A 22,891-nucleotide genomic window follows, 5' to 3' on the forward strand; every position below is an offset into this window, starting at 1 on the left:
ATGAATCTCCTGTCCCTGCCCTGTCGCCTGCTCGCCGCCGTCGCCCTGTGCGCGGGCCTGGCCGCGCCGGCCGCGGCCGAACGCATCAAGGACCTGGCCCAGGTCGGCGGCGTGCGCAACAACGCGCTGGTCGGCTACGGTCTGGTGGTCGGCCTGGACGGCAGCGGCGACCGCACCAGCCAGGCGCCCTTCACCGTGCAGAGCCTGAAGAACATGCTCGGCGAACTGGGCGTCAACGTGCCGTCGAACGTCAACCCGCAGTTGAAGAACGTGGCCGCGGTGGCGATCAGCGCGCAGCTGCCGGCATTCGCCAAGCCGGGCCAGACCATCGACATCACCGTCTCCTCGATCGGCAATGCCATCTCGCTGCGCGGCGGTACCTTGCTGATGGCGCCGCTGAAGGGCGCCGACGGTCAGGTCTACGCGGTCGCGCAGGGCAACCTGGTGGTCGGCGGTTTCGGCGCGCAGGGCAAGGACGGTTCGCGGATCTCGGTGAACGTGCCCAGCGTCGGCCTGATTCCCAACGGCGCGACGGTGGAACGTGCGCTGCCGGACGTGTTCGGCAACACCGGCGAGATCACCCTGAACCTGCATCAGCCCGATTTCACCACCGTCTCGCGCATGGTCTCCGCGCTGGAAAGCACCTTCGGCCCGGGCAGCGCGCACGCGGTGGACGGCTCCACCGTGGCGGTGCGTTCGCCCACCGACCAGAGCGCGCGGATCGGTCTGCTGGCACGCATCGAGAACGTCGAGCTGTCGCCGGGCGCGGCGGCGGCCAAGGTGGTGGTCAATGCCCGCACCGGCACGGTGGTGATCGGTTCGCAGGTGCGGGTCAGTCCGGCGGCGATCTCGCACGGCTCGCTGACGGTGACCATCAGCGAAGGCACCCAGGTCAGTCAGCCCAATGCCCTGAGCGGCGGCCAGACCGTGGCCACGCCCAAGTCCACCATCACCGCCACCAACGAAGGCAGCCGCATGTTCAAGTTCGAGGGCGGCACCTCGCTGGATCAGATCGTCCGGGCGGTCAACGAGGTCGGCGCCGCACCTGGCGACCTGATCGCGATTCTGGAAGCGCTCAAGCAGGCTGGTGCCCTGAGCGCGGAGCTGGAGGTGATCTGACATGCGTATCTCGGCCGCTCCCTTCGACCTGCACGCCTCTACCCAAAACGATCCGGCCAAGATCGAGAAGGTCTCGCGCCAGCTCGAAGGGCAGTTCGCCAACATGCTGGTCAAGAGCATGCGCGACGCAAGCTTCGGCAACTCGCTGTTCCCGGGCGAGAACCAGACCTTCCGCGACATGTACGACCAACAACTGGCCAAGGGCCTGACCGACGGCAAGGGGCTGGGCCTGGCCGCGATGATCTCCAAGCAGTTGGGCGGCGGGCAGTCGGCCGCGGCCACGCCCACCAATACCTCGCTGGACGCGGCCAAGGCGGCCAAGGCCTATTCGCTGGTGTCCGGCCAGTCCGGCAACGGCCCGATGCCGCTGCAGGGCGACGCCGCGCTTGCCGCCGGTGCCACGGCCGGCGCCGGCGTTGGCCCGTGGAGCGGCGCCGAGGCGACCGCCTCGCCGCAGCAGCAGGTGCTGGACATGATTGCCGGCCGCGAGAGCAGCGCGATGCACCAGGCCATCGGCAGCAGCCCGGCCGACGGCAGCGCCGGGATGTCCTGGGCCGGCGCCGACGACCGCTGGTCGAACGTGCAGGCCACCGCCGACAGCGGCAACGCCATCGATCCCAGCGCCGCCGCCGCGGCCAATGCCGCCGCGGCCAGCCTCGGCGAGCGCACCCCGGAAGGCTTCGTCGCCAAGATCTGGAACCATGCGCAGAAGGCCGCGCAGGAACTGGGCGTGGACGCGCGCGCCCTGGTCGCGCAGGCCGCGCTGGAAACCGGCTGGGGCCGCCGCGGCATTTCCCGCGGCGACGGTGCCAGTTCCAACAACCTGTTCGGGATCAAGGCCACCGGCTGGAACGGCGACCGCGTGACCACCGGCACCCACGAGTACGTGGACGGGGTCAAGCAGTCGCAGACCGCCGATTTCCGTGCCTATTCCTCGCCGGCGGAGAGCTTCGCCGACTACGTGCGCCTGCTGAAGACCAATCCGCGCTATCAGCAGGCGCTGAAGGCCGGTACCGACATCCGCGGCTTCGCCCAGGGCCTGCAGCGCGCCGGCTACGCCACCGATCCGGCCTATGCGGCCAAGATCGCCGCCATCGCCGGCGGCCCGACCATCGGTCGCGCGGTCGCCGCGATCGGCAGCGCCGCCGCCGGCGGCATCGAGCGCGTGCTGGCCAGCACCGTCGATTCGTCCGGCCTTGTGCGCCGCTGAGGTAGCCGCCCATGTCCATTCTCTCCACCGGTACCGGCGCCCTGCTCGCCTTCCAGCGGGCGCTGTCCACGGTCAGCCACAACGTCGCCAACATCAATACCGACGGCTACAGCCGGCAGCGGACGACGTTCGCGACCACGGTCCCCAGCCAGTACGGCAGCGAGTTCATCGGCAACGGCACCCAGATCACCGACGTCTCCCGCGTCGCCGACCAGCTGGCGATCTCTCGGCTGTTCGACAGCACCGGCGAAGTGGCCCGGCTGAAGCAGCTGTCCAGCCTGTCCAGCCGCGTGGACGGGCTGTTCTCGGACAAGGCGACCAGCATCGCCGGGCAGTGGTCGAACTTCTTCGATGCCACCAGCGGCCTGTCCTCCAATGCCTCGGCCAGCGCCAACCGGCAGAACCTGCTGGACGCCGGCAATTCGCTGGTGACCCGCTTCAAGCAGCTCAACGGCCAGCTCGATTCGCTCGGCAGCGAGGTCAACAACGGCCTGCTGGCCGGCACCGCCGAGGCCAACCGCCTCGCCACCGAGATCGCCAAGCTCAACGGCCAGATCGGCTCCAACGCCAATGCCGCCGCGCCGGACCTACTCGATCGCCGCGACCAGATGATCAGCCAGCTCATCGGCTACACCGGCGGCAGCGTCATCCAGCAGGACGGCGGGATGATGAACGTCTACACCTCCGGCGGCCAAGCGATGGTGGTCGGCACCAATGCGTCGACGCTGGTCACCAGTCCCGACCCCTACCAGCCGGAAAAGCTGCAGATCGCGCTGAAGACGCCGGGCGGCTCGACGCCGCTTACCAGCAAGGCGCTGGGGGGGCAGCTCGGCGGTTTCCTGGAGTTCCGCAGCAACGTCCTGGATCCGACCAAGGCCGAACTTGGGCGTATCGCCACCGGCGTGGCCAGCAGCTACAACCAGCAGCACCATGCCGGCATGGATCTGTACGGGCAGCTGGGCGGCGATTTCTTCAACCTGCCGGCGCCGAGCGTGGACGGCAACAGCGCCAACACTGGCACCGCGGCGTTCACCGCCAACGTCAGCGACCTGAGCAAGCTCGACGGGCAGAACCTGCTGCTGACCTACAACGGCACCGCCTGGAGCGCCAGCCGCAGCGACACCGGCGCCAGCGTCCCGATGAGCGGTTCGGGCACCAGTGCCGATCCGATCGTGGTCAACGGCGTGTCCCTGCAGGTGTCCGGCACCGCCGCCAGCGGCGACAAGTTCCTGCTGCAACCCACGGCCAACGCCATCAGCAAACTGTCCGTGGCCATCACCGACCCCTCGCGCATCGCCGCGGCGACGCCGATCCAGGCCAGCGCCACGCTGAGCAACCTGGGCACCGGCAAGGTCAGTGGGGTCACCGCAACCGACGCCAGCAACGCCAACCTGCTGACGCCGGCAAGCATCGCCTTCATCGATTCCACGCACTACTCGATCAACGGCGGCGCACCGCAGACCTACACGGCCGGTCAGACCATCAACGCCAATGGCTGGAGCCTGACCATGGACGGCATGCCGTCGGCCGGCGACAGCTTCGCGGTGGGCCCGACCGGCGTCGGCTCGAGCAACAACGGCAACGCCCTGCTGCTGTCCAATCTCGACGACTCCAAGGCCTTCAACGGCGGCACCATCACCCTCAACGGCGCGGTGGCCGGCCTGACCACCACGGTCGGCTCGGCGGCGCGCCAGGCCAAGTACGCCGCCGACGCGCAGGACGTGATCCAGAGCAGCGCCCAGGATGCGCGCGACTCGCTATCCGGCGTCAACCTCGACGAGGAAGCGGCGGACATGCTGCGGCTGCAGCAGGCCTATCAGGCGGCCTCGCGCCTGATCTCCACCGCCGACACCCTGTTCCAGTCCATCCTGAGCGCGGTCCGATGAGCAATCGCATCTCCAGCGGCATGATCTTCAATCAGTCGCTCAACACCATGCTCGGCAAGCAGGCGACGATCTCGCACCTGCAGCAGCAGCTCTCCACCGGCCAGCGCATCGTCAGCGCGGCCGACGACCCGGTCGCCGCGGGCACCGCGGTCAGCCTGGATCGCACGGTGGCCGCGCTGGCCCGCTTCGGCGACAACGCCAACAACGTGCAGAACCGGCTCAACCTGCAGGAGAACTCGCTGTCGCAGGCCGGGGACCTGATGGCCCGGGTCAAGGATCTGACGGTGGAAGCCAATAGTTCGGCGCTGACCACCCCCGACCGCAAGGCCATCGCCGCGGAACTGAAGACCCTGCACGACAGCCTGCTCAGCCTGTCCAACAGCACCGACGGCTCCGGCCGCTACCTGTTCGGCGGCACGGCCGACGACGCCGCACCCTTCGCCGTGGTCTCCGGCAACGTGGTCTACAGCGGCAACCAGACCCAGCGCAGCGTGGAGGTGGCCCCGGATACCAAGGTCTCCGACACCCTGCCCGGCAGCGAGATCTTCATGCGCGTACCGACCGGCGACGGCACCGTGGACGCGCACGCGGCCGCCGCCAACACCGGCACCGGCCTGTTGCTGGACTTCAGCCGCGACGGCTCGAGCGCGACCGCCTGGAACGGCGACAGCTACAACGTCGTGTTCACCGCCGCCACCACCTACGAGGTGCGCGACAGCAGCGGCACCGTGGTCAACACCGGGACCTATGCCGCCGGCGAGAGCATCGGCCTGCCCGGCCTGAAGATGCGCGTGGACGGCGCACCCGCCGCCGGCGACAGCTTCCAGATCGGGCCGTCGACCACGAAGGACGTGTTCTCCACGATCAGCAACCTGGTCGACCTGCTCAACACCGATCCCATCACCCCCACCGCCAAGGCCGCGCTGCAGAACGGCCTGCAATCGTCGATGCGCGACATCACCCAGGCCTCGTCGAAGATGATCGACGCGCGCGCCGCCGGCGGCGCCCAACTGGCGGCGATCGATAACGCCACCGACCTGCGCGCCGCCAACGACGTGACCCTGAAGACCACCCTGTCTTCGCTGCGCGACCTCGACTACGCGCAAGCGATTTCCCAATACCAGCTGGAACAGTCGGCGCTGAAAGCGGCACAGACCATCTTTACCCAGATGCAGAAGATGTCGCTGTTCGACCGGCTCTGATCGTCAAGCGATAAACCGGATATACCGAAAGGCCCGGAGCGCGGCGACGCCTCCGGGCCTTTCGCTTTATACAAAAGACCGCCATCGCCGACGGCGCGGTAGACAAGGCGAAAGAAGCCCTAAAGTTTGCCGGAGCGCGGTCGAATCAGGCTCTTCGCCGTGGCCCGGGTCTTTTGCGCATTGTCGGAACGGCAAATTTTCTGCAGTAAACCGCTAAAGGTTGCGCACCTGTCGCCGTTACTTATATCACCAGCCGCACTGGCCAATTGATGGCCCCCTGCGGAGACTCCAGGCACCAACCGGTCGCCGGACAAATCGCTAAGAGGAGATATCAAAATGGCACAGGTCATCAATACCAACGTAATGTCGCTGAACGCTCAGCGCAACCTCAACACCACCAGCACCAGCCTGGCGACGACGATCCAGCGCCTGTCTTCCGGCCTGCGCATCAACAGCGCCAAGGACGACGCGGCCGGCCTGGCGATCTCCGAGCGCTTCACCACCCAGATCCGCGGTCTGGACGTGGCCTCGCGCAACGCCAACGACGGCATCTCGCTGGCGCAGACCGCCGAAGGCGCGATGGTCGAAATCGGCAACAACCTGCAGCGTATCCGCGAACTGTCGGTGCAGTCGGCCAATGCCACCAACTCCAGCACCGACCGTGGTGCGCTGAACTCGGAAGTCAAGCAGCTGACTGCGGAAATCGACCGTGTCTCCAAGCAGACCAACTTCAACGGCACCAAGCTGCTGGACGGTTCGTTCTCCGGCGCGCTGTTCCAGGTCGGCGCCGACGCCGGCCAGACCATCGGCATCAACACCATCGTCAACGCCAGCGCCGCCTCGCTGGGCAAGGCCGGCTTCGCCGCCACCCAGACCGGTTCGGCCGCCCTGGCCTCCGGCACCGCGACCGCCAGCGGCAGCTTCTCCGGCATGGTCGTCAACGGCGTCACCATCGCCTCGGTCTCGGTGGCCGCCGGCGATGCCGGTGCCGACGTGGCCAAGAAGATCGCCTCGGCGATCAACGACCAGCTGGCGCAGACCGGCGTGTACGCCTCGATCGACCCGACCAGCAGCGCGCTGAAGCTGGAATCGGTCAAGGGCGGCCAGGACTTCTCGTTCACCGCCGGCTCGGCCACCGGTGCCACCGGCATCACCTTCAGCAACGCCGGCATCGCCGCCAGCGCCACTGCCACCGCCGGTACCACCAACTACCTGCAGGACCTGGATATCTCCACCTTCCAGGGCGCGCAGAAGGCGCTGAGCATCGTCGACAACGCGCTGACCGCGGTGAACTCCTCGCGTGCCGACATGGGTGCGATCCAGAACCGCTTCACCTCCACCATCGCCAACCTGAGCTCCACCTCGGAGAACCTGTCGGCCTCGCGCAGCCGCATCCGCGATACCGACTACGCCAAGGAAACCGCCGAGTTGACCCGCACGCAGATCCTGCAGCAGGCCGGCACCGCGATGCTGGCCCAGGCCAAGCAGGCGCCGCAGAGCGTGCTGAGCCTGCTCCAGGGCTAAGCGCGACACGCCGCAGCGTGACACCGGGCCCCTCCGCAAGGAGGGGCCTTTTTTTATTCGGTTCCGACGCGGCGGGAGTGCATGTCGGACAACACGGCGTCACCGCCGTTACTCGATGCTGCGTTGAACCCGCATGTGCCGCACCCGCGGTTGGCGTGCCCGACCTACGGCCCACTGGCTGGAGCGGCTGGACGGTCTCGGCCGGCATTGCCAGGCCATGCGGCCGTTGGACGATGGCGTGGGCAAGGCGGTACGCAGGGCCCCCGGTGCACGCTGCCATTGCCATTGGGGCGACCGAAGATGGCCAGCGCCATCGACTTCCTAACGCGCAGGAACCCGGTCTCGGACCGGCGGACTGGAGTGCGGACAGGGGTCAGGCGTTAGCGGTGGACGCGGCCGCATGTTGGCGAGGTCATCCAGCATCTTCTATGGCGCCCGCGATGGCATCGACGTCTTCCGCATCGATCCACGCCGCCGTGTCCCGGACTTGCATGCTGGACCTAAAGTTTGCCAAAGCGCGGCCGAAACAAGCTCTTCGCCGCGTTTTGGGTGGCTTGCAAATCATCGCGCCGCCATATTTTTGCGCAGCAAATCACTAAAGGTTGCGGGCTTGCCGCCGTTACTTGTATCAGCAGCGGCACTGGCCAATTGATGGCCCCCTGCGGAGACTCCAGGCAACAAAAGTTGCCGGACAAATCGCTTACAGGAGATATCAACGTGGCACAGGTCATCAATACCAACGTAATGTCGCTGAACGCTCAGCGCAACCTCAACACCACCAGCGCCAGCCTGGCGACGACGATCCAGCGTCTGTCCTCGGGCCTGCGCATCAACAGCGCCAAGGACGATGCGGCCGGCCTGGCGATCTCGGAGCGCTTCACCACCCAGATCCGTGGCCTGGATGTGGCCTCGCGCAACGCCAACGACGGCATCTCGCTGGCGCAGACCGCCGAAGGCGCGATGGTCGAAATCGGCAACAACCTGCAGCGTATCCGCGAACTGTCGGTACAGTCGGCCAACGCCACCAACTCCACCACCGACCGTGGTGCGCTGAACTCGGAAGTCAAGCAGCTGACCGCGGAAATCGACCGCGTCTCCAAGCAGACCAACTTCAACGGCACCAAGCTGCTGGACGGTTCGTTCTCCGGCGCGCTGTTCCAGGTCGGCGCCGACGCCGGCCAGACCATCGGCATCAACAGCATCGTCAACGCCAGCGCCTCGGCCCTGGGCAAGGCCGGCTTCGCCGCCACGCAGACCGGCTCGGCCGCCCTGGCCTCCGGCACCGCGACCGCCAGCGGCAGCTTCTCCGGCATGGTCGTCAACGGCGTCACCATCGCCTCGGTCTCGGTGGCCGCCGGCGATGCCGGTGCCGACGTGGCCAAGAAGATCGCCTCGGCGATCAACGACCAGCTGGCGCAGACCGGCGTGTACGCCTCGATCGACCCGACCAGCAGCGCGCTGAAGCTGGAATCGGTCAAGGGCGGCCAGGACTTCTCGTTCACCGCCGGCTCGGCCACCGGTGCCACCGGCATCACCTTCAGCAACGCCGGCATCGCCGCCAGCGCCACTGCCACCGCCGGTACCACCAACTACCTGCAGGACCTGGATATCTCCACCTTCCAGGGCGCGCAGAAGGCGCTGAGCATCGTCGACAACGCGCTGACCGCGGTGAACTCCTCGCGTGCCGACATGGGTGCGATCCAGAACCGCTTCACCTCCACCATCGCCAACCTGAGCTCCACCTCGGAGAACCTGTCGGCCTCGCGCAGCCGCATCCGCGATACCGACTACGCCAAGGAAACCGCCGAGCTGACCCGCACGCAGATCCTGCAGCAGGCCGGCACCGCGATGCTGGCCCAGGCCAAGCAGGCGCCGCAGAGCGTGCTGAGCCTGCTCCAGGGCTAAGCGCGACACGCCGCAACTTGACACCGGGCCCCTCCGCAAGGAGGGGCCTTTTTTTTGACGCTGACACTGCGGCACAGGATTTGCATCGCAACGGAGAACCGCCGCGACGCGCGGGCGGCGCTCAAGAAGCGCCCCCGCACGCCGATACTCCCCTCAGCCGCTGGCGCGCCGCGCGCCGGCCACCTCAAGGAACGCGATCATGTCCACCACGGGAATCGGCTCAGGCCTGGACATTCCGACCTTCGTCGCCAAGCTGGTATCGAAGGAACGCCAACCGCAGGAAGACCGGATCAACCGCGACGGCACCGCCTCCACCGCGCAGCTGTCGTCGTTGAGCACGATCAAGAGCGCGCTGTCCAACCTGCAGACGGCGATGAGTACCGTCTCCGACAGCGCCGACAAGGGCGCCTTCAAGGCGAACATCGACGACGGTGCGGGCTATACCGCCACGGTCACCTCGAGCGCCAGCGCCGGCAGGTACGGCATCGAGGTCGTGAAGCTGGCGCAGTCGCAGAAGCTGACCTCGTCGGCCTACGCCAGCGGCGGCGTCGTCGGTGGCGGCACCCTGACGATCGCTTACGGCAGCACCACGCTCAACGTCAACGTCGATGCAGGCAGCAAGCTCAGCGACGTGGCCGCCTTCATCAACAAGGCCGCCAACGGCGCCGGCGTGACCGCCAGCGTGGTCACCGCTGACGATGGCGACCACCTGGTGCTCAACGCGGTCAACTCCGGCACCAAGGGCGCGCTGACCATCACCACCTCCGGCGGCGACGGCGGCCTGGCCAAGCTCACCTACCCGCCTGGCAGCAGTGGCGGCCTGACCCAGACCATCGCTGCGGACGACGCGGTGGTGAAGGTGGACGGCTTCCAGCGTACGTCCAGCAGCAACACCATCGCCGACATCGTCCCCGGGGTCGCCATCAATCTGACCAAGGCGGTTGCAGGCACCACCTACAATCTGAACATCACCAGCGACACCAGCCCGCTGAAAGCGAACCTGACCGCGCTGGTCAGCGCCTACAACTCGGCCAACAGCGTCCTGAAGTCCTCCAGCGCCTACGACGCCACCAACAAGAAGGCCTCGCCGATGACCGGCGATGCGATGGTGCGCGGCCTGCAGCAGTCGCTGCGGCGGCTGGTCAGCGACAACGTCAGCGGGTTGATGGCGCTGGGCGTCACCATCGACAAGGACGGGGTGATGAGCATGGACAGCAGCAAGTTCGATACCGCCGTGGCCGCCGATCCCTCGGCGGCCAAGACCATGCTCGGCAGCGCCGGCAACTTCGGCGCCGGGATGAGCACGCTGCTGAAGAGCAACCTGGACACCACCAACGGTACGCTGACCCAGCGGACCGACGCGCTCAACAAGCACATTTCCGACCTGACCGACCAGCTCAACGATCTGGACGCGCGCATGCAGACGCTGACCGACCAGTACACCGCGCGCTTCACGGCGATGGAAACGCTGGTGACGCAGATGCAGGGCGTGAGCGATAGCCTCACCAAGCAGTTCAGCTGACGCGCACACGGCCGCCGCTCAAGTCCAAGTGCGTCGTGGCCGATATGAAGAGTATCGACAGTCATTGCGGATTGGCCGCAACCACCGCCCCGGCACCCTTGCCGGAGAGCACGGCGGCCCGCGCTGCCAATCCACCGAGGGAGTTTTCCATGTACGGTTCCAGCCGCCAGTACGCTGAGCAATATCGCAAGATGGGCATTTCCACCAGCGTCACGGATGCCGACCCGCACAAGTTGGTCGCCATGCTGTTCGCCGGTGCCTGCCAGCGCATCCGCCAGGCCCAGGCCTGCCTTGCGCAGGGCGACCAGGCGCGCAAGGGCAAGGCGATCGGCGAAGCCTGCGCCATCGTCGGCCATCTCAATGGCTCGCTCGACCATGAGGCCGGCGGCGAGATCGCCGGCAATCTGTCGGCGCTCTACGACTACGTCATGCACCGGCTGACCGAAGCCAACCTGCACAACGACGACGCCGCGCTGACCGAAGCGCTGGAACTGCTCAGCGAGATCGACGCGGCCTGGGCCGCCATCCCCGCGCAGCAGCGCGAACTGGCCACGGCGAACGCATCGTGAGTATCCAACTCGCCGACCTGCACAACGACCTGCACGAGTTGCGCGAGGTCCTGCGTGGCGACGACTACGCACTGGCCCAGGCCATGATCGCCGATCACGAGCGGCGCCTGCAGGCCTATCTGCAGCAGGACGATGCCGACCGCTCGCGCGAGGCGTTGAAGCCGTTGCTCGCCCTGCAGCAGGCGGTGACCGCGCAGATGCGCATGGAGCGCGACCATGCTGCGGCCTGGCTGCGCACCAGCCGCCAGTCCACTCACGCCGCGCGGCTGTATTCGCAGGCCGGACTGCTGGGATGAACACCGGCTCGGACGGCGCCGCGCACCACCCGGCCGACGCCGAACTGTTTCACGACACCCTCAGCTGCGAACTGGCGCTGCCGGCGGATTTCCGCCTGGGCAACGGCGCCGGCCGGCTCGCCGCCGGCGAGGCGCTGTTGCGTAGCCTGGCGCAGATCGAGGATCTGCGTGGCGAGGACGGCAGCGACGATCGCAGCGAGGCCACCGCGCAGACCCAGCGGATGGAGGCCAAGCTCGACCTGATGCTTGTCCTGCTGGGCCGGCTGGCCCGCCAGCATGAAGACGCCCTGCCGCTGCGGCCGCTGTGCTGGTCGCGGCGCGGCGTGCGACTTGAGCTCGGTGCGCGCTCCGGCGCCGCCGCCGGCGCCGCCGGCCTGCTGCGCCTGCAACCCTCGGACTGGCTGCCGGACCACCTGGAATTGCCGGTGCGGGTGCTGGCCGAGGCCACCACCGCCGGCGTCGTGCAACTTTGGCTACGGTTCGAGACACAGCCACCGGGCCTGGAAGAGGCCCTGGAACGCCACCTGTTCCGGCTGCACCGCCGGCAAATCGCCGACAGCCGCCGGGCGCGCTGAGCCGGCACCTCGGTCCGCCAGCGTGGCGCCGAGGTTGGCGGCGGCGAGCGGCTCGGCTAAGGTGCCGATCTGAATAGAAGGACCTGCACCGTGCGAGTCATCATCGTCGACGATCACACCCTGGTACGCGCCGGCCTGAGCCGGCTGCTGCAGACGTTTGCGGACGTCGACGTGGTCGCCGAGGCCAGCAACGCGCAGCAAGCCGTGGACCTGGCCACCCTGCACCGCCCCGACCTGGTGCTGATGGACCTGTCCCTGCCCGGGCGCAGCGGCCTGGACGCACTCACCGACGTGCTGCACAGCTCGCCCAAGACCCGGGTGGTGATGATGTCGATGCACGACGACCCGGTGCACGTGCGCGATGCGCTGGACCGCGGCGCCACCGGCTTCGTGGTCAAGGATGCCGCCCCGCTGGAGCTGGAACTGGCACTGCGCGCGGCCAGCGCCAACCAGGTGTTCCTGAGCCCGCAGATCTCATCCAAGATGATCGCGCCGATGCTCGGCCGCGAGCGCCCGGTGGGCGTCGCCGCCCTGTCGCCGCGGCAGCGCGAGATCCTGCGTCAGATCGGCCGCGGCCAGAGCAACAAGGAAATCGCCTCGGATCTGGGCATCAGCGTCAAGACGGTGGAGACCCACCGCGCGCGCATGATGGAATCGCTGGGCTGTCGGCGCGCCAACGATCTGGTCCTGCTGGCCGCGCGCCATCAGAGCGAACTGAGCTGAACTGGGGACGACATCCCGACACGGAACATTGGCATGGCGTTTGCCTTAACCGGTCAGCAGGCTGCGACGATCCAGCCGAGGCCCGCCAGATAAGGCATTACGCCGTCGACTGTCCGGCGCCCAGGACCCGAATGTCGGGAAATTCCTGACACCCTGTCGGGAATTTTACTACCCTACTCAGGAACCCCCCGATTCTGTTACCGTCGGGCGACAAGCAGTATGCGTTCCACGGGCGCCAGAGGGTTGGCGCCAAACCGAGGAAGTCCGCATGAAGCCGACCGTTTCCGCCCAACTGGGCCAGCAACTGCATCTGACCCCGCAACTGCTGCAGTCGATCCGACTGCTGCAGCTCGACGGCATGCAACTGGAACTGGAAATCCGCCGCGCGCTGGAGACCAATCCGCTGCTCGAACTGGAAGAGTCAGAGGGCGTGATCGAGCCGGTGGTCAAGCACGAGGATGCGGGGCTGGAAACCGCAGCGTTCGACGAACTGCCCGAATCCTCGATGTGGGACATCCCGGCCGCCGGCTGGAACGACGGCGAAGACGATCGCATGCAACGCATCGCCGCCGGCGAGTCCAGCGACCCGCACCTGCGCGTGCTGCAGCGGCTGGCCCTGGAACTGCCGGCGCTGGAACTGGAAGCGGCCGCGTTCTGGCTGGAACACTGCGACGATGCCGGCTACCTGGACGGCGCGCTCGAGACCCTGCAGCAGCTGGCCAGCGCACGCCTGGGCCTGACCGTGGCGCAGGCCGAAGCGGTGCGCCAGCGCCTGCTGCACGGCGATCCGGCCGGCCTGTGCGCCTGCGACCTGCGCGAGTGCCTGCAGGCGCAGCTGAGCGACCTGCCCGGCCGCGTGCCCGGCCGCCACCTGGCCGCGCGCATTCTCGAAGGCGACCTCAACCTGCTCGCCAGCCACGACTACGCCCTGCTCGGGCGCCAGCTCGATGCCGAGACCGACGACGTGCGCGAGGCGGTGCGGCTGATCCTGTCGCTGCAGCCGCGGCCCGGCGACAGCCTGCAGCCGCAGGACGCCGGCCATGTGCTCCCGGACGTGGTCGCCTGGCATGCCGACGGCACCTGGCGGGTGGCGCTGAACCCGGCCACCACCCACCGCGTCACCGTCAACCCGATGCACGAACGCGCCCTGGCCGAGGCCGGCGACGCCGCGCAGCCGCTGCGCGAGATGCTGCAGGAGGCGCGCTGGCTGACCCGCGGCCTGTCGATGCGCTACGAGACCCTGTTGCGCACCACCCGCGCCATCGTCGAGCGCCAGTCGGCGTTCCTGGTCAAGGGCGAGGAAGCGATGGCGCCGCTGACCCTGAAGGAAGTGGCCGAGGCGATCGGCATGCACGAATCGACCATCTCGCGCATCACCACCGGCAAGTACCTGCAGACTCCGCGCGGCACCTTCGAGCTGAAGCATTTCTTCGCCGTGCGCCTGGAAGGCGCCGCGGTCTCCGGGCAGGCGGTGCGCGCCATGGTCCGGCGCCTGATCGAATCCGAGCCGGCTGGGCGGCCGCTGGCCGACGAGGCCATCGCCGGGCTGCTGTCGCGACAGGGCGTAAACGTGGCAAGGCGCACTGTCGCCAAGTATCGTGAACAATTGGACATCGCTCCCGCACGCGAACGCCGCCGCGGCAGCAAACCGCTGCTGGCCCGTGTGGGCTAAGGAAAAACGACGCATATGAACAAATTGTCCGTGCTTCTGGTCGACGACCACGAAGGTTTCATCAACGCCGCCATGCGCCACTTCCGCAAGCTCGAGTGGATGGAAGTGATCGGCAGCGCCGCCAATGGCCTGGAAGCCATCGAGCGGTCCGAGTCGTTGCGCCCGCAGGTGGTGTTGATGGACCTGGCCATGCCCGAGATGGGCGGCCTGCAGGCCACGCGCCTGATCAAGACCCAGGACCAGGCGCCGTACATCGTGATCGCCAGCCATTTCGACGACGCCGAGCACCGCGAACACGCCATGCGCGCCGGCGCCGACAACTTCGTCAGCAAGCTGTCCTACATCCAGGAAGTGATGCCGATCCTGGAGGGACTTCGCACCGAGGGAGTGCCGGCATGAGCGAATCGCGGATCCTGGTGATCGATGACGATGCGGTGCGCGCCGAGCGGACCGTCAGCCTGCTCGAATTCATGGACCTCAACCCGCGCTGGGTCACCGACGTGGCCGACGTCCAGCCCGGCCGTCACCGGCAGACCGAATGGATGGCGATCCTGGTCGGCGGGCTCGACGACCAGGAGCAGGCCGATGCCTTCTTCGGCTGGGTGGCGCGCAGTTCGCTGCCGCCGCCGGTGCTGCTGCTCAACGGCGACGCGCAGGCCTTCGCCCAGCGCCATGGCCTGCACGAGGCCAACGTGTGGCAACTGGAAGCCCCGCTGCGCCACGCGCAACTGGAAACCTTGCTGCGCCGCGCCAGCCTCAAGCGGCTGGACGCCGAACACCAGGCCGGTGCCGCGCAGGACAACGGCCCGACCGGCACCAGCGCGGCGGTGACCCGCCTGCGCCGGCTGATCGATCAGGTTGCCGCGTTCGACACCACCGTGCTGGTGCTGGGCGAATCCGGCACCGGCAAGGAAGTGGTGGCGCGCGCGATCCATCAGCAATCGCCGCGCCGCGACGGCCCGTTCGTGGCGATCAACTGCGGCGCGATCCCGCCGGACCTGCTCGAAAGCGAACTGTTCGGCCATGAGAAAGGCTCGTTCACCGGCGCGCTGAGCGCACGCAAGGGCCGCTTCGAGATGGCCGAGGGCGGCACGCTGCTGCTCGACGAAATCGGCGACATGAGCCTGCCGATGCAGGTCAAGCTGCTGCGCGTGCTGCAGGAGCGCAGCTTCGAGCGGGTCGGCGGCAACGTTACCATCCGCTGCAACGTGCGGGTGATCGCGGCGACCCACCGCAACCTCGAAGAGCGCATCGCCGGCAACCAGTTCCGCGAGGACCTGTTCTACCGGCTCAACGTGTTCCCGATCGAGATGCCGGCGCTGCGCGAACGCAGCGACGACCTGCCGGCGCTGGTGCACACCATCGCCGCGCAACTGGCGCGGACCGGGCGCGGTGAAGTGCGCTTCTCCGAGGAGGCCTTGCAGGCGCTGCGCAGCTACGAGTGGCCGGGCAACGTGCGCGAGCTGACCAACCTGGTCGAACGCCTGGCGGTGCTGCATCCGGGCGGACTGGTGCGGGTGCAGGACCTGCCGGCACGCTACCGTGGCGACTTCGCCTCGTCCATCGACGTGTCGGCACCACCGGCGCCCGTCGTCGCCGATCCGCGGCGGGTCCCGAACGTGGTGGACCTGCACGCCGGCGGCAAGCCGGGCGGCGCGGATGCCGATACGCCGGCTGCGGCCGCGGCGACACTGCCGGAAAGCGGCCTGGACCTGCGCGGGCACATGGCCAACATCGAACTGGCGCTGATCAACGAGGCGTTGGAGCGCACCCAGGGCGTGGTCGCACATGCGGCGCAGCTGCTGGGCCTGCGGCGCACCACCTTGGTCGAGAAGCTGCGCAAGTACGGCATCGACCGCGACCAGACCGAACTGGCCAGTTGAGCCGGCGCACGGCGCCGGGTGCGGCCGCACCCGGCGCGCCCGCCGCCAGCGCGGCGCACTCCCTTCCCCTTTCATCGTTTCCCCGCGGCGGCACGACCGGCGCAACGTGGGCGTCGACGTGCGCATCGCGCGGTCACGGCTAGCCACGCGGCGCTTTGCCTTGCCATCGCCGCATCCCGGTCGGCATGACGGGAGTAGACAGCCTCTTTGGCATGTGGCTTGCTTCACGTTTCACAGCACCGGGCGGCGCGTTCCGCACCGGGGACTTTCACCCGTCGCCAGGCAGGTCCCATGTCCATCCCCGTCACCAGTCCGCTGCTGCCGCCCCTGGAGGCGTTCGTCCCGTACCTGGAGCAGATCTGGCGCAGCCGCATCCTGACCAACGGCGGCGACATGCACCGTGCGCTGGAGAAGGCGCTGGCCGAGTACCTGGGGGTGAACCACCTGGCGCTGCTGACCAACGGCACCCTGGCGCTGCTGACCGCGCTGCAGGCGCTGCGCATCACCGGCGAGGTCATCACCACGCCGTACTCGTTCGTCGCCACCGCGCATTCGCTGCTGTGGCGCGGCATCAAGCCGGTGTTCGTGGACATCGATCCGCTGAGCATGAACCTGGATCCGCTCAAGATTGAAGCGGCGATCACCCCGCACACCACCGCGATCATGCCGGTGCACTGCTACGGCACCCCCTGCGACACCGCGGCGATCGAGCGCATCGCCGACACCTACAACCTCAAGGTCATCTACGACGCCGCGCACGCGTTCGGGGTCAAGGACGAGGGCGGCTCGATCCTGCGCCACGGCGACCTCAGCGTGCTCAGCTTCCACGCCACCAAGGTGTTCAACACCTTCGAGGGCGGCGCCATCGTCTGCCCGGACGCCAAGACCTACCAGCGCATCAGCCGCCTGAAGAACTTCGGCTTCGTCGACGAGACCACGGTGGTGGCGACCGGCATCAACGGCAAGATGAGCGAGATCAACGCCGCGTTCGGGCTGCTGCAACTCCAGCACATCGATGACGCGCTGGCGCAGCGTGGGGCGATCGACGCGCAGTACCGGCAACGCCTGGCGCAGGTGCCGGGGATCCGTTGCCTGGCGCCGCGGTCGCCGGGGCTGTCCAATTACGCCTCGTTCCCGATCCTGGTCGAGGACGCCTTCCCGCTGGCGCGCGATGAACTGCACCGGCTGCTGCGCAGCCACGACATCCTGGTGCGCCGCTACTTCTACCCGCTGATCAGCGATTTCCCGATGTACCGCGGCCTGCCCTCGTCCGCCCCGGCCGGCCTGCCGGTGGCCCGGCAGATGGCCGACCGCGTGCTGTGCCTGCCGATCTTCCCTGGACTGGCGGCCGACCAGGTGGACGCCATCGTCGACCTGATCGCCGCTGCCGGCGGCGTCATGTCCGGGTCCGATTCCTCCAGCACCCTCGCTCCTCCCTCCTTCGCCCAACCCGTGGAACCAGCAACATGAGCCAAGAGACGTTTATCGAGAATTTCCTGTCGGCCACGGATTTCCAGAATCCGGTCGAGGTGACCATGGACACGGTGCTGCGCGAACTGCCCGAGTGGGATTCGCTGGCCGCGCTGGGCGTGATCGTGATGTTCGACATGGAGTACGGCAAGACCATCACCGGCGAGCACCTGGCCGCCGTGGTCACCCTGGGCGACCTCTACAAGCTGACCGGGGCGTAACATGCCGACCTCCACGCTGCGCAACGTACGCTTTGCCGGCATGGCGACCTGCGTGCCCAGGCGCGTCGTCTCCAACCTCACCGATTGCCGGCCGCAGATCCGCTCCGAGCGCGAGCGGCTGGTGCGCAATATCGGCATCCATACCCGGCGCATGGCCGCGGACTGGCAGTGCTTTTCCGACCTGGCCTTCGACGCGGCGCAGGTGCTGCTGGAACGCCTGCAATGGCAGCGCGAGGAGGTCGATGCATTGATCGTGGTCACCCAGTCGCCGGACTACCCGATCCCGGCGACCGCGATCATCCTGCAGGACCGCCTCGGGCTGTCGCACGCCACGGTGGCCTTCGACGTCAACCTGGGCTGCTCGGCCTACCCGTTCGGCATCAACCTGCTCGGCTCGATGATCGCCGCTGGCGGCGTCAAGAAGGGCCTGCTGCTGGTGGGCGACCGCAGCGCCACCTTCGACGACCCGATCTTCTCCGATTCCGGCACCGCCACCGCGCTGGAATTCAGCGCCGACGCCGCGCCGATGCACTTCGACCTCAACAGCGACGGCAGCGGCTACCGCGCGATCATCCTGCCGGTCGGCGGCCACCGCGAACCGGTCGGGGTGCAGCACCTGATCCCCTACCGCGCCGACGAGAACGACCACTGGCACCGCGGCGTGGACCTGCAACTGGACGGTGTGGCGGTGCTGAGCTTCTCCACCCAGCGGGTGCCGCCGGCGGTGCAGAAGCTGCTCGACTACAGCGGCGTGTCCAAGGACGAGATCGACTACTTCGTGTTCCACCAGGCCAACCGGATGATCAACGAGACCATCCGCAAGAAGCTCGGCCTGCCGCCGGAAAAGGTGCCCTCCACCCTGCACGATTTCGGCAACACCAGCGGCGCCTCGCTACCGGTCACCATGACCGCGCGGATCAACAAGCAACTGGAAGAAGGCCGCAAGCGCGTGCTGCTGTGCGGCTTCGGTATCGGCCTGTCCTGGGGCACCTGCCTGGTCGACATCGACGGCGCGGTGTTCCCCGACCTGATCGAGTCCTGACGATGGCGTTCTCTGCAACGACCGATGCCTTCGGGCTGCAGGGCAAGACCATCCTGGTGACCGGTGCCTCCTCGGGCATTGGTGCGGCCGTGGCCGCGCTGTGCGCGCGCCTGGGCGCGACGCTGGTGCTCAACGGGCGCGATGCGGAACGCTTGCAGGCGGTCGCCGAAACGCTCTCTGGCGAAGGCCACCGCAGCGTCATCGGCGACCTTACCGAAGAAGCAACCCGCACGGCCCTACTCGAGGCGGCCGAGCGCTACCACGGCCTGGCCTCGTGCGCCGGCATCGCCGCGCTGGTGCCGTTCCGGATGGCCGCCGAGAAGCACCTGCAGCAGATGCTGTCGGTGAACTACCTGGCACCGGTCATCCTCACCCAGCAGTTGCTGGCCAAGCGCCGGCTGCACGAGGGCGCCTCGCTGGTCTACGTCTCGGCGCTGACCGCGCGTGCCGCGCCGCAGGCCAGCGCCGGCTACGCCGGGTCCAAGGCGGCACTGGAGGCCGCGGTGCGCTCCTTCGCGCTGGAACAGGCCCGGCACCGTATCCGCGCCAATTGCATCGCCCCCGGCTACGTCGACACGCCGATGCTGAGTAGGCTGGGCAGCACCGCGGACATGGACGACAAGATCGCCCTGACCCCGCTGGGCCGCATCGACCCGGCCGATGTCGCCAATGGCGCCGCCTACCTGCTGTCCGACGCCAGCCGCTGGATCACTCGCAGCACCCTGACCATCGACGGTGGGCTCTCCCTGCCGATCCGCCTATGAGCCTGGAGACCCCCATGTCCGTTGCGGAAACGCCGGCCGCTCTGTCGCAAACGTTGTACGGCGTGCATGGCAAGACGATTCTGGTGACCGGCGCCTCCAAGGGCATCGGCGAGGCGGTGGCCAAGGCCTGTGCCGGCGCCGGTGCGCGCCTGCTCGTCGCCGGCCGCGACCTGCCGCGGCTGCAGGCCTTGCTCGACGCCTTGCCGGGCGACGGCCATCGTCTGTTCGCCGGCGACCTGTCCGATGCCGCCACCGTGCAACGCCTGGCCACCGAAAGCGGGCCACTGGACGGCGTGGTGCACAGCGCAGGCATCCGCGGCCTGTCGCCGATGAAACTGGTCAGCGAGCGTTTCCTCACCGAGGTGATGACGATCAACTACGTCGCGCCGACGATGCTGACCCGCCACCTGCTCGCGCGCCAGGCGCTGCGCCCCGGCGGCTCCATCGTCTTCCTCGCTTCGATCGCCGCGCTGACCGGCACCGTCGGCGTCGGGCCTTACGCCGGCTCCAAGGCAGCGCTGATCGGCATGCTGCGGCCGCTGGCGCTGGAACTGGCGAGGCGCCAGATCCGCGCCAACGCGCTGTGCCCGGGCCTGGTCGAGACCACCCTGATCAACGAAGACAAGGCCTGGTTCGAGGAGAGCCGCAAGCGCTACCCGCTGGGCATCGGCGACCCCGAGGACGTGGCCATGGCCTGCCTGTACTTCCTCTCCGACGCCAGCAGTAAAGTCACCGGCCAGGCCTTCAGCATGGACGGCGGCGTGGAGTTCGCATGAGCGATGCGCCCCCGCAACACGTGCTGATCGTCGGGGCCGGCGGCTTCGGTCGCGGCATCGCGGCGATGGCGTACAACGACGATCCGGGTTACGGCCAGGCCTGGGACATCAAGGGCTTCCTGGACAGCCGCAGCGCATTGGCGTCCGGCCTGCGCTGGCCGCTGCTGGGCGACCCGGACACCTACCAGCCGGTGCCCGGCGACCTGTTCGTCTGCGCGCTCGGCGACCCGGCCGCACGCCGCCGCTACAGCCAGCCACTGCTGGCGCGCGGCGCCGACTTCATGGTGCTGCGTCCACGCCTGCGCGAGGCCTCGGAGACGCTGATCGGGCGTGGCAGCCTGTTCGAGGTCGGCGTGTCGATCGGTGCCGACAGCCGCATCGGCGAGTTCGTCACCATCCTCGCCACCACCATCGTCGGCCACGACGTGGTGATCGGCGACTACGTGCAGATCGGCAACTTCGTGTTCGTCGGCGGCGGCGCGCGCATCGGCCATGACGTGGTCATCCATCCGCACGCCACCGTGCTGCCCGGCGTCGCGATCGGCGACGGCGCGGTGATCGGCGCCGGCAGCGTGGTGGTCAAGGACGTGCCGCCCAACGTCACCGTCGCCGGGAACCCGGCGCGTACCATCTTCAGCCGTTGACCCCGCACCCAGGACGCCGTTCCGCATGACCCGCCACGCCCTCGACGCCGAGCACTACATCAGCCCGCACAGCCTGCGCCTGGAACAGCAGAGGCTGTTCGGCAAATTGTGGATCTTCGTCGGCTTCGCCTCCATGGTACGCGAGCGCAACCAGTTCTTCGCGCGCCAGGTGGCCGGGGTGCCGGTGCTGGTGCAGCGCACTGAGGCCGGCATCCGCGCTTTCCTCAACCAGTGTCCGCACCGGCAGTCGGCGATCCAGACCGAAGCGCACGGCAAGCGGCCGCTGGTGTGCCCATACCACGCGTGGTCGTTCGGCGCCGAAGGCGAGTTGCGTGGGCTGCCCAACTCCGGCCTGTACCAGTTTACGGCCGAGGAGAAGGCCAACATCTGCCTGACAAAGCTGCATCTGCAGCAGGTGGGCGAGCTGCTATTCGTGAACATGGCCGAGCAGCCGCTGCCGCTGGAGCAGCAGTTTGCGCCAGCGTTCCTGGAGGATCTGCGCGCGGCGGCATCGCACGTGGATTCGCAGTTGATCTACAGCTGCCACCGCGTGCGCTACAACTGGAAGCTCAACATGGAGAACGTGAAGGATTACAACCATATTCCGTTCATCCATCCCAAGACCTTCAACCCGCTGATGACGGCAGCGCCCAAGCCCTCGGCGCATGTCGAGCGGTCCGTCGAGGTACCCTCGGCGGTGGAACAACTGCTGCAAGGCGGCGAGCCCGTTCCACTGGACGCGCTGAGCTTCCCGGCCAAGGCCGAGATCGCGGTGCAGGATCACTGGTACCGACCGCTTTGCGAGCGCTACGGTGAGGACTCGGCGTTCTACAACTGGTTCCTGTATCCGAACGTGAACTTCTACAGCGTGCGTGGCGACTCCTTCGTACTGCAGCAGTACGATCCGGTCTCGCCGCACGAGACCGACTACCACCTGTGGGTGGCGACCGCCCGGCGCCGAAGCGAGCGGACCGATTTCACCGCCCTGCTGAGTACGCTGATGCGCATCGAGCACCAGGTGATCGCCGAGGACACGGCCGTGCTGGAACGCCTGCAGGCCGGCTTCGGTCCGCACTCGCGTGCCTTCATGCACGGCGACTACGAGACCGAGCTGGTGCGCCAGCACCTGTGGTACCGCGCCAACGTGCTGGAGCAACCGGCATGAAGACGCTGGTGCTGATCGGCCAGGGCCACGCGCTGGAGCAGGCACAACGTACCGCGCAAGCCTGCGGCCTGGCGTACGTGGGCATCGCCCTGGAATCGCCGGACCGCTACAACTTCGACCTGGGCGCCCTGCACGCCAGCCATCCGCCGGCCGCGACCGACGTGTTCGTCGCCATGGACGAACGCGCGGTCAACCAGTCGCGGCACAAGCTGCTGGCCGACGTGCGCCTGGCCGGCTATGGCAGCATCGATCTTGTGTGGCCGCAATCGCACATCGATGACGGCGTGCGCCTGCTCGGCAACGTGCATGTCGGCCCCGGTTGCAACCTGGCCGCTGGCAGCAGCATCGGCGCCGGCGGCTGGCTGGACCGCCAAGTGATCGTCGAACACGACGTGCGCGTCGGTGCCTGCGTCACCCTGCATGCCGGCGTGCACCTCGGCCGCGGCACGCAGATCGGTCAGGGCAGCACGCTGGGCGGCGGCAGCATGACCCGCAGCGGCGCGAAGATCGGCCGACACTGCGAATGGCTGCTGCCCGGCACCGTGCCGGACGTGCTGGCCGACCGCTGTTTCTACGACGCCCTGATGCCTGGCGGCGCCCGCATCCTGCGTTGATCCCAACGCCGCGCAGCACGCGACGACACGTATCACGATCCGATTCATGCCGCATCGCACCAACGGTGTGGCAGCACTTCGCTAGTCCGATTCAGCACGGCTCAAACCC

22 protein-coding genes are annotated in these 22,891 nt (G+C 68.0%); all 22 read left to right on the top strand.

Annotation, left to right across the window (positions count from 1 at the left end):
- The gene (locus QN245_RS10710; RefSeq protein WP_160967505.1) at nt 1–1,119 is read left to right on the top strand and encodes a flagellar basal body P-ring protein FlgI; all 1,119 of its coding nucleotides are present in this window, start codon (nt 1–3) and stop codon (nt 1,117–1,119) included.
- Between the two features lies 1 nt (nt 1,120).
- On the top strand, nt 1,121–2,329 hold the full coding sequence (gene flgJ / locus QN245_RS10715; RefSeq protein WP_160967507.1) for a flagellar assembly peptidoglycan hydrolase FlgJ: 1,209 nt from the start codon (nt 1,121–1,123) through the stop codon (nt 2,327–2,329).
- 11 nt (nt 2,330–2,340) lie between these two features.
- The gene (flgK, locus tag QN245_RS10720; protein WP_317843147.1) at nt 2,341–4,215 is read left to right on the top strand and encodes a flagellar hook-associated protein FlgK; all 1,875 of its coding nucleotides are present in this window, start codon (nt 2,341–2,343) and stop codon (nt 4,213–4,215) included.
- Nucleotides 4,212–5,417, top strand: coding sequence for a flagellar hook-associated protein FlgL (gene flgL / locus QN245_RS10725; RefSeq protein WP_317843148.1), 1,206 nt, complete (start codon nt 4,212–4,214; stop codon nt 5,415–5,417). The genes flgK and flgL overlap by 4 nt, the downstream gene beginning before the upstream one ends.
- Nucleotides 5,418–5,753: 336 nt before the next feature.
- Nucleotides 5,754–6,941: a flagellin gene (locus QN245_RS10730; protein WP_160967513.1), complete on the top strand. Its 1,188-nt coding sequence runs from the start codon at nt 5,754–5,756 to the stop codon at nt 6,939–6,941.
- A gap of 717 nt (nt 6,942–7,658) precedes the next feature.
- Nucleotides 7,659–8,846, top strand: coding sequence for a flagellin (locus QN245_RS10735; RefSeq protein ID WP_160967514.1), 1,188 nt, complete (start codon nt 7,659–7,661; stop codon nt 8,844–8,846).
- Between the two features lie 196 nt (nt 8,847–9,042).
- Nucleotides 9,043–10,368, top strand: coding sequence for a flagellar filament capping protein FliD (gene fliD / locus QN245_RS10740; protein ID WP_425612955.1), 1,326 nt, complete (start codon nt 9,043–9,045; stop codon nt 10,366–10,368).
- A 149-nt stretch (nt 10,369–10,517) separates the two neighbouring features.
- Nucleotides 10,518–10,937 carry a flagellar export chaperone FliS gene (fliS, locus tag QN245_RS10745; RefSeq protein WP_010341674.1) on the top strand — a complete coding sequence of 140 codons (420 nt, stop codon included), beginning with the start codon at nt 10,518–10,520 and terminating at the stop codon, nt 10,935–10,937.
- Entirely contained in the window at nt 10,934–11,233 is a 300-nt protein-coding gene (locus tag QN245_RS10750) for a hypothetical protein (protein ID WP_160967518.1), read from the top strand. The genes fliS and QN245_RS10750 overlap by 4 nt, the downstream gene beginning before the upstream one ends.
- Nucleotides 11,230–11,808: a PilZ domain-containing protein gene (locus QN245_RS10755; RefSeq protein ID WP_160967520.1), complete on the top strand. Its 579-nt coding sequence runs from the start codon at nt 11,230–11,232 to the stop codon at nt 11,806–11,808. The genes QN245_RS10750 and QN245_RS10755 overlap by 4 nt, the downstream gene beginning before the upstream one ends.
- 90 nt (nt 11,809–11,898) lie before the next feature.
- Complete coding sequence (locus QN245_RS10760; protein ID WP_160967522.1) at nt 11,899–12,531, top strand: response regulator; 633 nt, start codon at nt 11,899–11,901, stop codon at nt 12,529–12,531.
- Between the two features lie 268 nt (nt 12,532–12,799).
- Nucleotides 12,800–14,203, top strand: a complete 1,404-nt coding sequence (gene rpoN / locus QN245_RS10765) for an RNA polymerase factor sigma-54 (protein ID WP_184447965.1) — start codon at nt 12,800–12,802, stop codon at nt 14,201–14,203.
- A gap of 15 nt (nt 14,204–14,218) precedes the next feature.
- Nucleotides 14,219–14,602, top strand: a complete 384-nt coding sequence (locus tag QN245_RS10770) for a response regulator (RefSeq protein ID WP_048489825.1) — start codon at nt 14,219–14,221, stop codon at nt 14,600–14,602.
- Nucleotides 14,599–16,086, top strand: coding sequence for a sigma-54 dependent transcriptional regulator (locus QN245_RS10775; RefSeq protein ID WP_160967526.1), 1,488 nt, complete (start codon nt 14,599–14,601; stop codon nt 16,084–16,086). The genes QN245_RS10770 and QN245_RS10775 overlap by 4 nt, the downstream gene beginning before the upstream one ends.
- A gap of 291 nt (nt 16,087–16,377) precedes the next feature.
- Nucleotides 16,378–17,556 carry a DegT/DnrJ/EryC1/StrS family aminotransferase gene (locus tag QN245_RS10780; RefSeq protein ID WP_184447966.1) on the top strand — a complete coding sequence of 393 codons (1,179 nt, stop codon included), beginning with the start codon at nt 16,378–16,380 and terminating at the stop codon, nt 17,554–17,556.
- Nucleotides 17,553–17,777 carry an acyl carrier protein gene (locus QN245_RS10785; protein ID WP_019801391.1) on the top strand — a complete coding sequence of 75 codons (225 nt, stop codon included), beginning with the start codon at nt 17,553–17,555 and terminating at the stop codon, nt 17,775–17,777. The genes QN245_RS10780 and QN245_RS10785 overlap by 4 nt, the downstream gene beginning before the upstream one ends.
- 1 nt (nt 17,778) lies before the next feature.
- Nucleotides 17,779–18,819 carry a ketoacyl-ACP synthase III gene (locus QN245_RS10790; protein ID WP_160967530.1) on the top strand — a complete coding sequence of 347 codons (1,041 nt, stop codon included), beginning with the start codon at nt 17,779–17,781 and terminating at the stop codon, nt 18,817–18,819.
- A 2-nt stretch (nt 18,820–18,821) separates the two neighbouring features.
- Complete coding sequence (locus QN245_RS10795; protein WP_317843150.1) at nt 18,822–19,583, top strand: SDR family NAD(P)-dependent oxidoreductase; 762 nt, start codon at nt 18,822–18,824, stop codon at nt 19,581–19,583.
- A gap of 14 nt (nt 19,584–19,597) precedes the next feature.
- Nucleotides 19,598–20,359 carry an SDR family NAD(P)-dependent oxidoreductase gene (locus QN245_RS10800; RefSeq protein WP_317843151.1) on the top strand — a complete coding sequence of 254 codons (762 nt, stop codon included), beginning with the start codon at nt 19,598–19,600 and terminating at the stop codon, nt 20,357–20,359.
- Nucleotides 20,356–21,003 carry an acetyltransferase gene (locus QN245_RS10805; protein WP_317843152.1) on the top strand — a complete coding sequence of 216 codons (648 nt, stop codon included), beginning with the start codon at nt 20,356–20,358 and terminating at the stop codon, nt 21,001–21,003. The genes QN245_RS10800 and QN245_RS10805 overlap by 4 nt, the downstream gene beginning before the upstream one ends.
- A gap of 25 nt (nt 21,004–21,028) precedes the next feature.
- Complete coding sequence (locus QN245_RS10810; protein WP_317843153.1) at nt 21,029–22,168, top strand: aromatic ring-hydroxylating oxygenase subunit alpha; 1,140 nt, start codon at nt 21,029–21,031, stop codon at nt 22,166–22,168.
- Nucleotides 22,165–22,782 (top strand): LbetaH domain-containing protein, encoded by a 618-nt coding sequence (locus tag QN245_RS10815; RefSeq protein WP_317843154.1) that lies wholly within the window; start codon nt 22,165–22,167, stop codon nt 22,780–22,782. The genes QN245_RS10810 and QN245_RS10815 overlap by 4 nt, the downstream gene beginning before the upstream one ends.
- Nucleotides 22,783–22,891: the final 109 nt, after the last annotated feature.

Source organism: Xanthomonas rydalmerensis, assembly GCF_033170385.1.
GTDB classification, from domain to species: Bacteria; Pseudomonadota; Gammaproteobacteria; order Xanthomonadales; family Xanthomonadaceae; genus Xanthomonas_A; species Xanthomonas_A rydalmerensis.

Coding starts and splice junctions, on each gene's coding strand:
- QN245_RS10795 (WP_317843150.1), top strand. CDS start 18,822: ATGGCGTTCTCTGCAACGACCGATGCCTTCGGGCTGCAGGGCAAGACC.
- QN245_RS10810 (WP_317843153.1), top strand. CDS start 21,029: ATGACCCGCCACGCCCTCGACGCCGAGCACTACATCAGCCCGCACAGC.
- QN245_RS10775 (WP_160967526.1), top strand. CDS start 14,599: ATGAGCGAATCGCGGATCCTGGTGATCGATGACGATGCGGTGCGCGCC.
- flgL (WP_317843148.1), top strand. CDS start 4,212: ATGAGCAATCGCATCTCCAGCGGCATGATCTTCAATCAGTCGCTCAAC.
- QN245_RS10785 (WP_019801391.1), top strand. CDS start 17,553: ATGAGCCAAGAGACGTTTATCGAGAATTTCCTGTCGGCCACGGATTTC.
- flgK (WP_317843147.1), top strand. CDS start 2,341: ATGTCCATTCTCTCCACCGGTACCGGCGCCCTGCTCGCCTTCCAGCGG.
- QN245_RS10770 (WP_048489825.1), top strand. CDS start 14,219: ATGAACAAATTGTCCGTGCTTCTGGTCGACGACCACGAAGGTTTCATC.
- flgJ (WP_160967507.1), top strand. CDS start 1,121: ATGCGTATCTCGGCCGCTCCCTTCGACCTGCACGCCTCTACCCAAAAC.
- QN245_RS10730 (WP_160967513.1), top strand. CDS start 5,754: ATGGCACAGGTCATCAATACCAACGTAATGTCGCTGAACGCTCAGCGC.
- fliS (WP_010341674.1), top strand. CDS start 10,518: ATGTACGGTTCCAGCCGCCAGTACGCTGAGCAATATCGCAAGATGGGC.
- rpoN (WP_184447965.1), top strand. CDS start 12,800: ATGAAGCCGACCGTTTCCGCCCAACTGGGCCAGCAACTGCATCTGACC.
- QN245_RS10800 (WP_317843151.1), top strand. CDS start 19,598: ATGTCCGTTGCGGAAACGCCGGCCGCTCTGTCGCAAACGTTGTACGGC.
- QN245_RS10710 (WP_160967505.1), top strand. CDS start 1: ATGAATCTCCTGTCCCTGCCCTGTCGCCTGCTCGCCGCCGTCGCCCTG.
- QN245_RS10755 (WP_160967520.1), top strand. CDS start 11,230: ATGAACACCGGCTCGGACGGCGCCGCGCACCACCCGGCCGACGCCGAA.
- QN245_RS10790 (WP_160967530.1), top strand. CDS start 17,779: ATGCCGACCTCCACGCTGCGCAACGTACGCTTTGCCGGCATGGCGACC.
- QN245_RS10780 (WP_184447966.1), top strand. CDS start 16,378: ATGTCCATCCCCGTCACCAGTCCGCTGCTGCCGCCCCTGGAGGCGTTC.
- QN245_RS10815 (WP_317843154.1), top strand. CDS start 22,165: ATGAAGACGCTGGTGCTGATCGGCCAGGGCCACGCGCTGGAGCAGGCA.
- QN245_RS10805 (WP_317843152.1), top strand. CDS start 20,356: ATGAGCGATGCGCCCCCGCAACACGTGCTGATCGTCGGGGCCGGCGGC.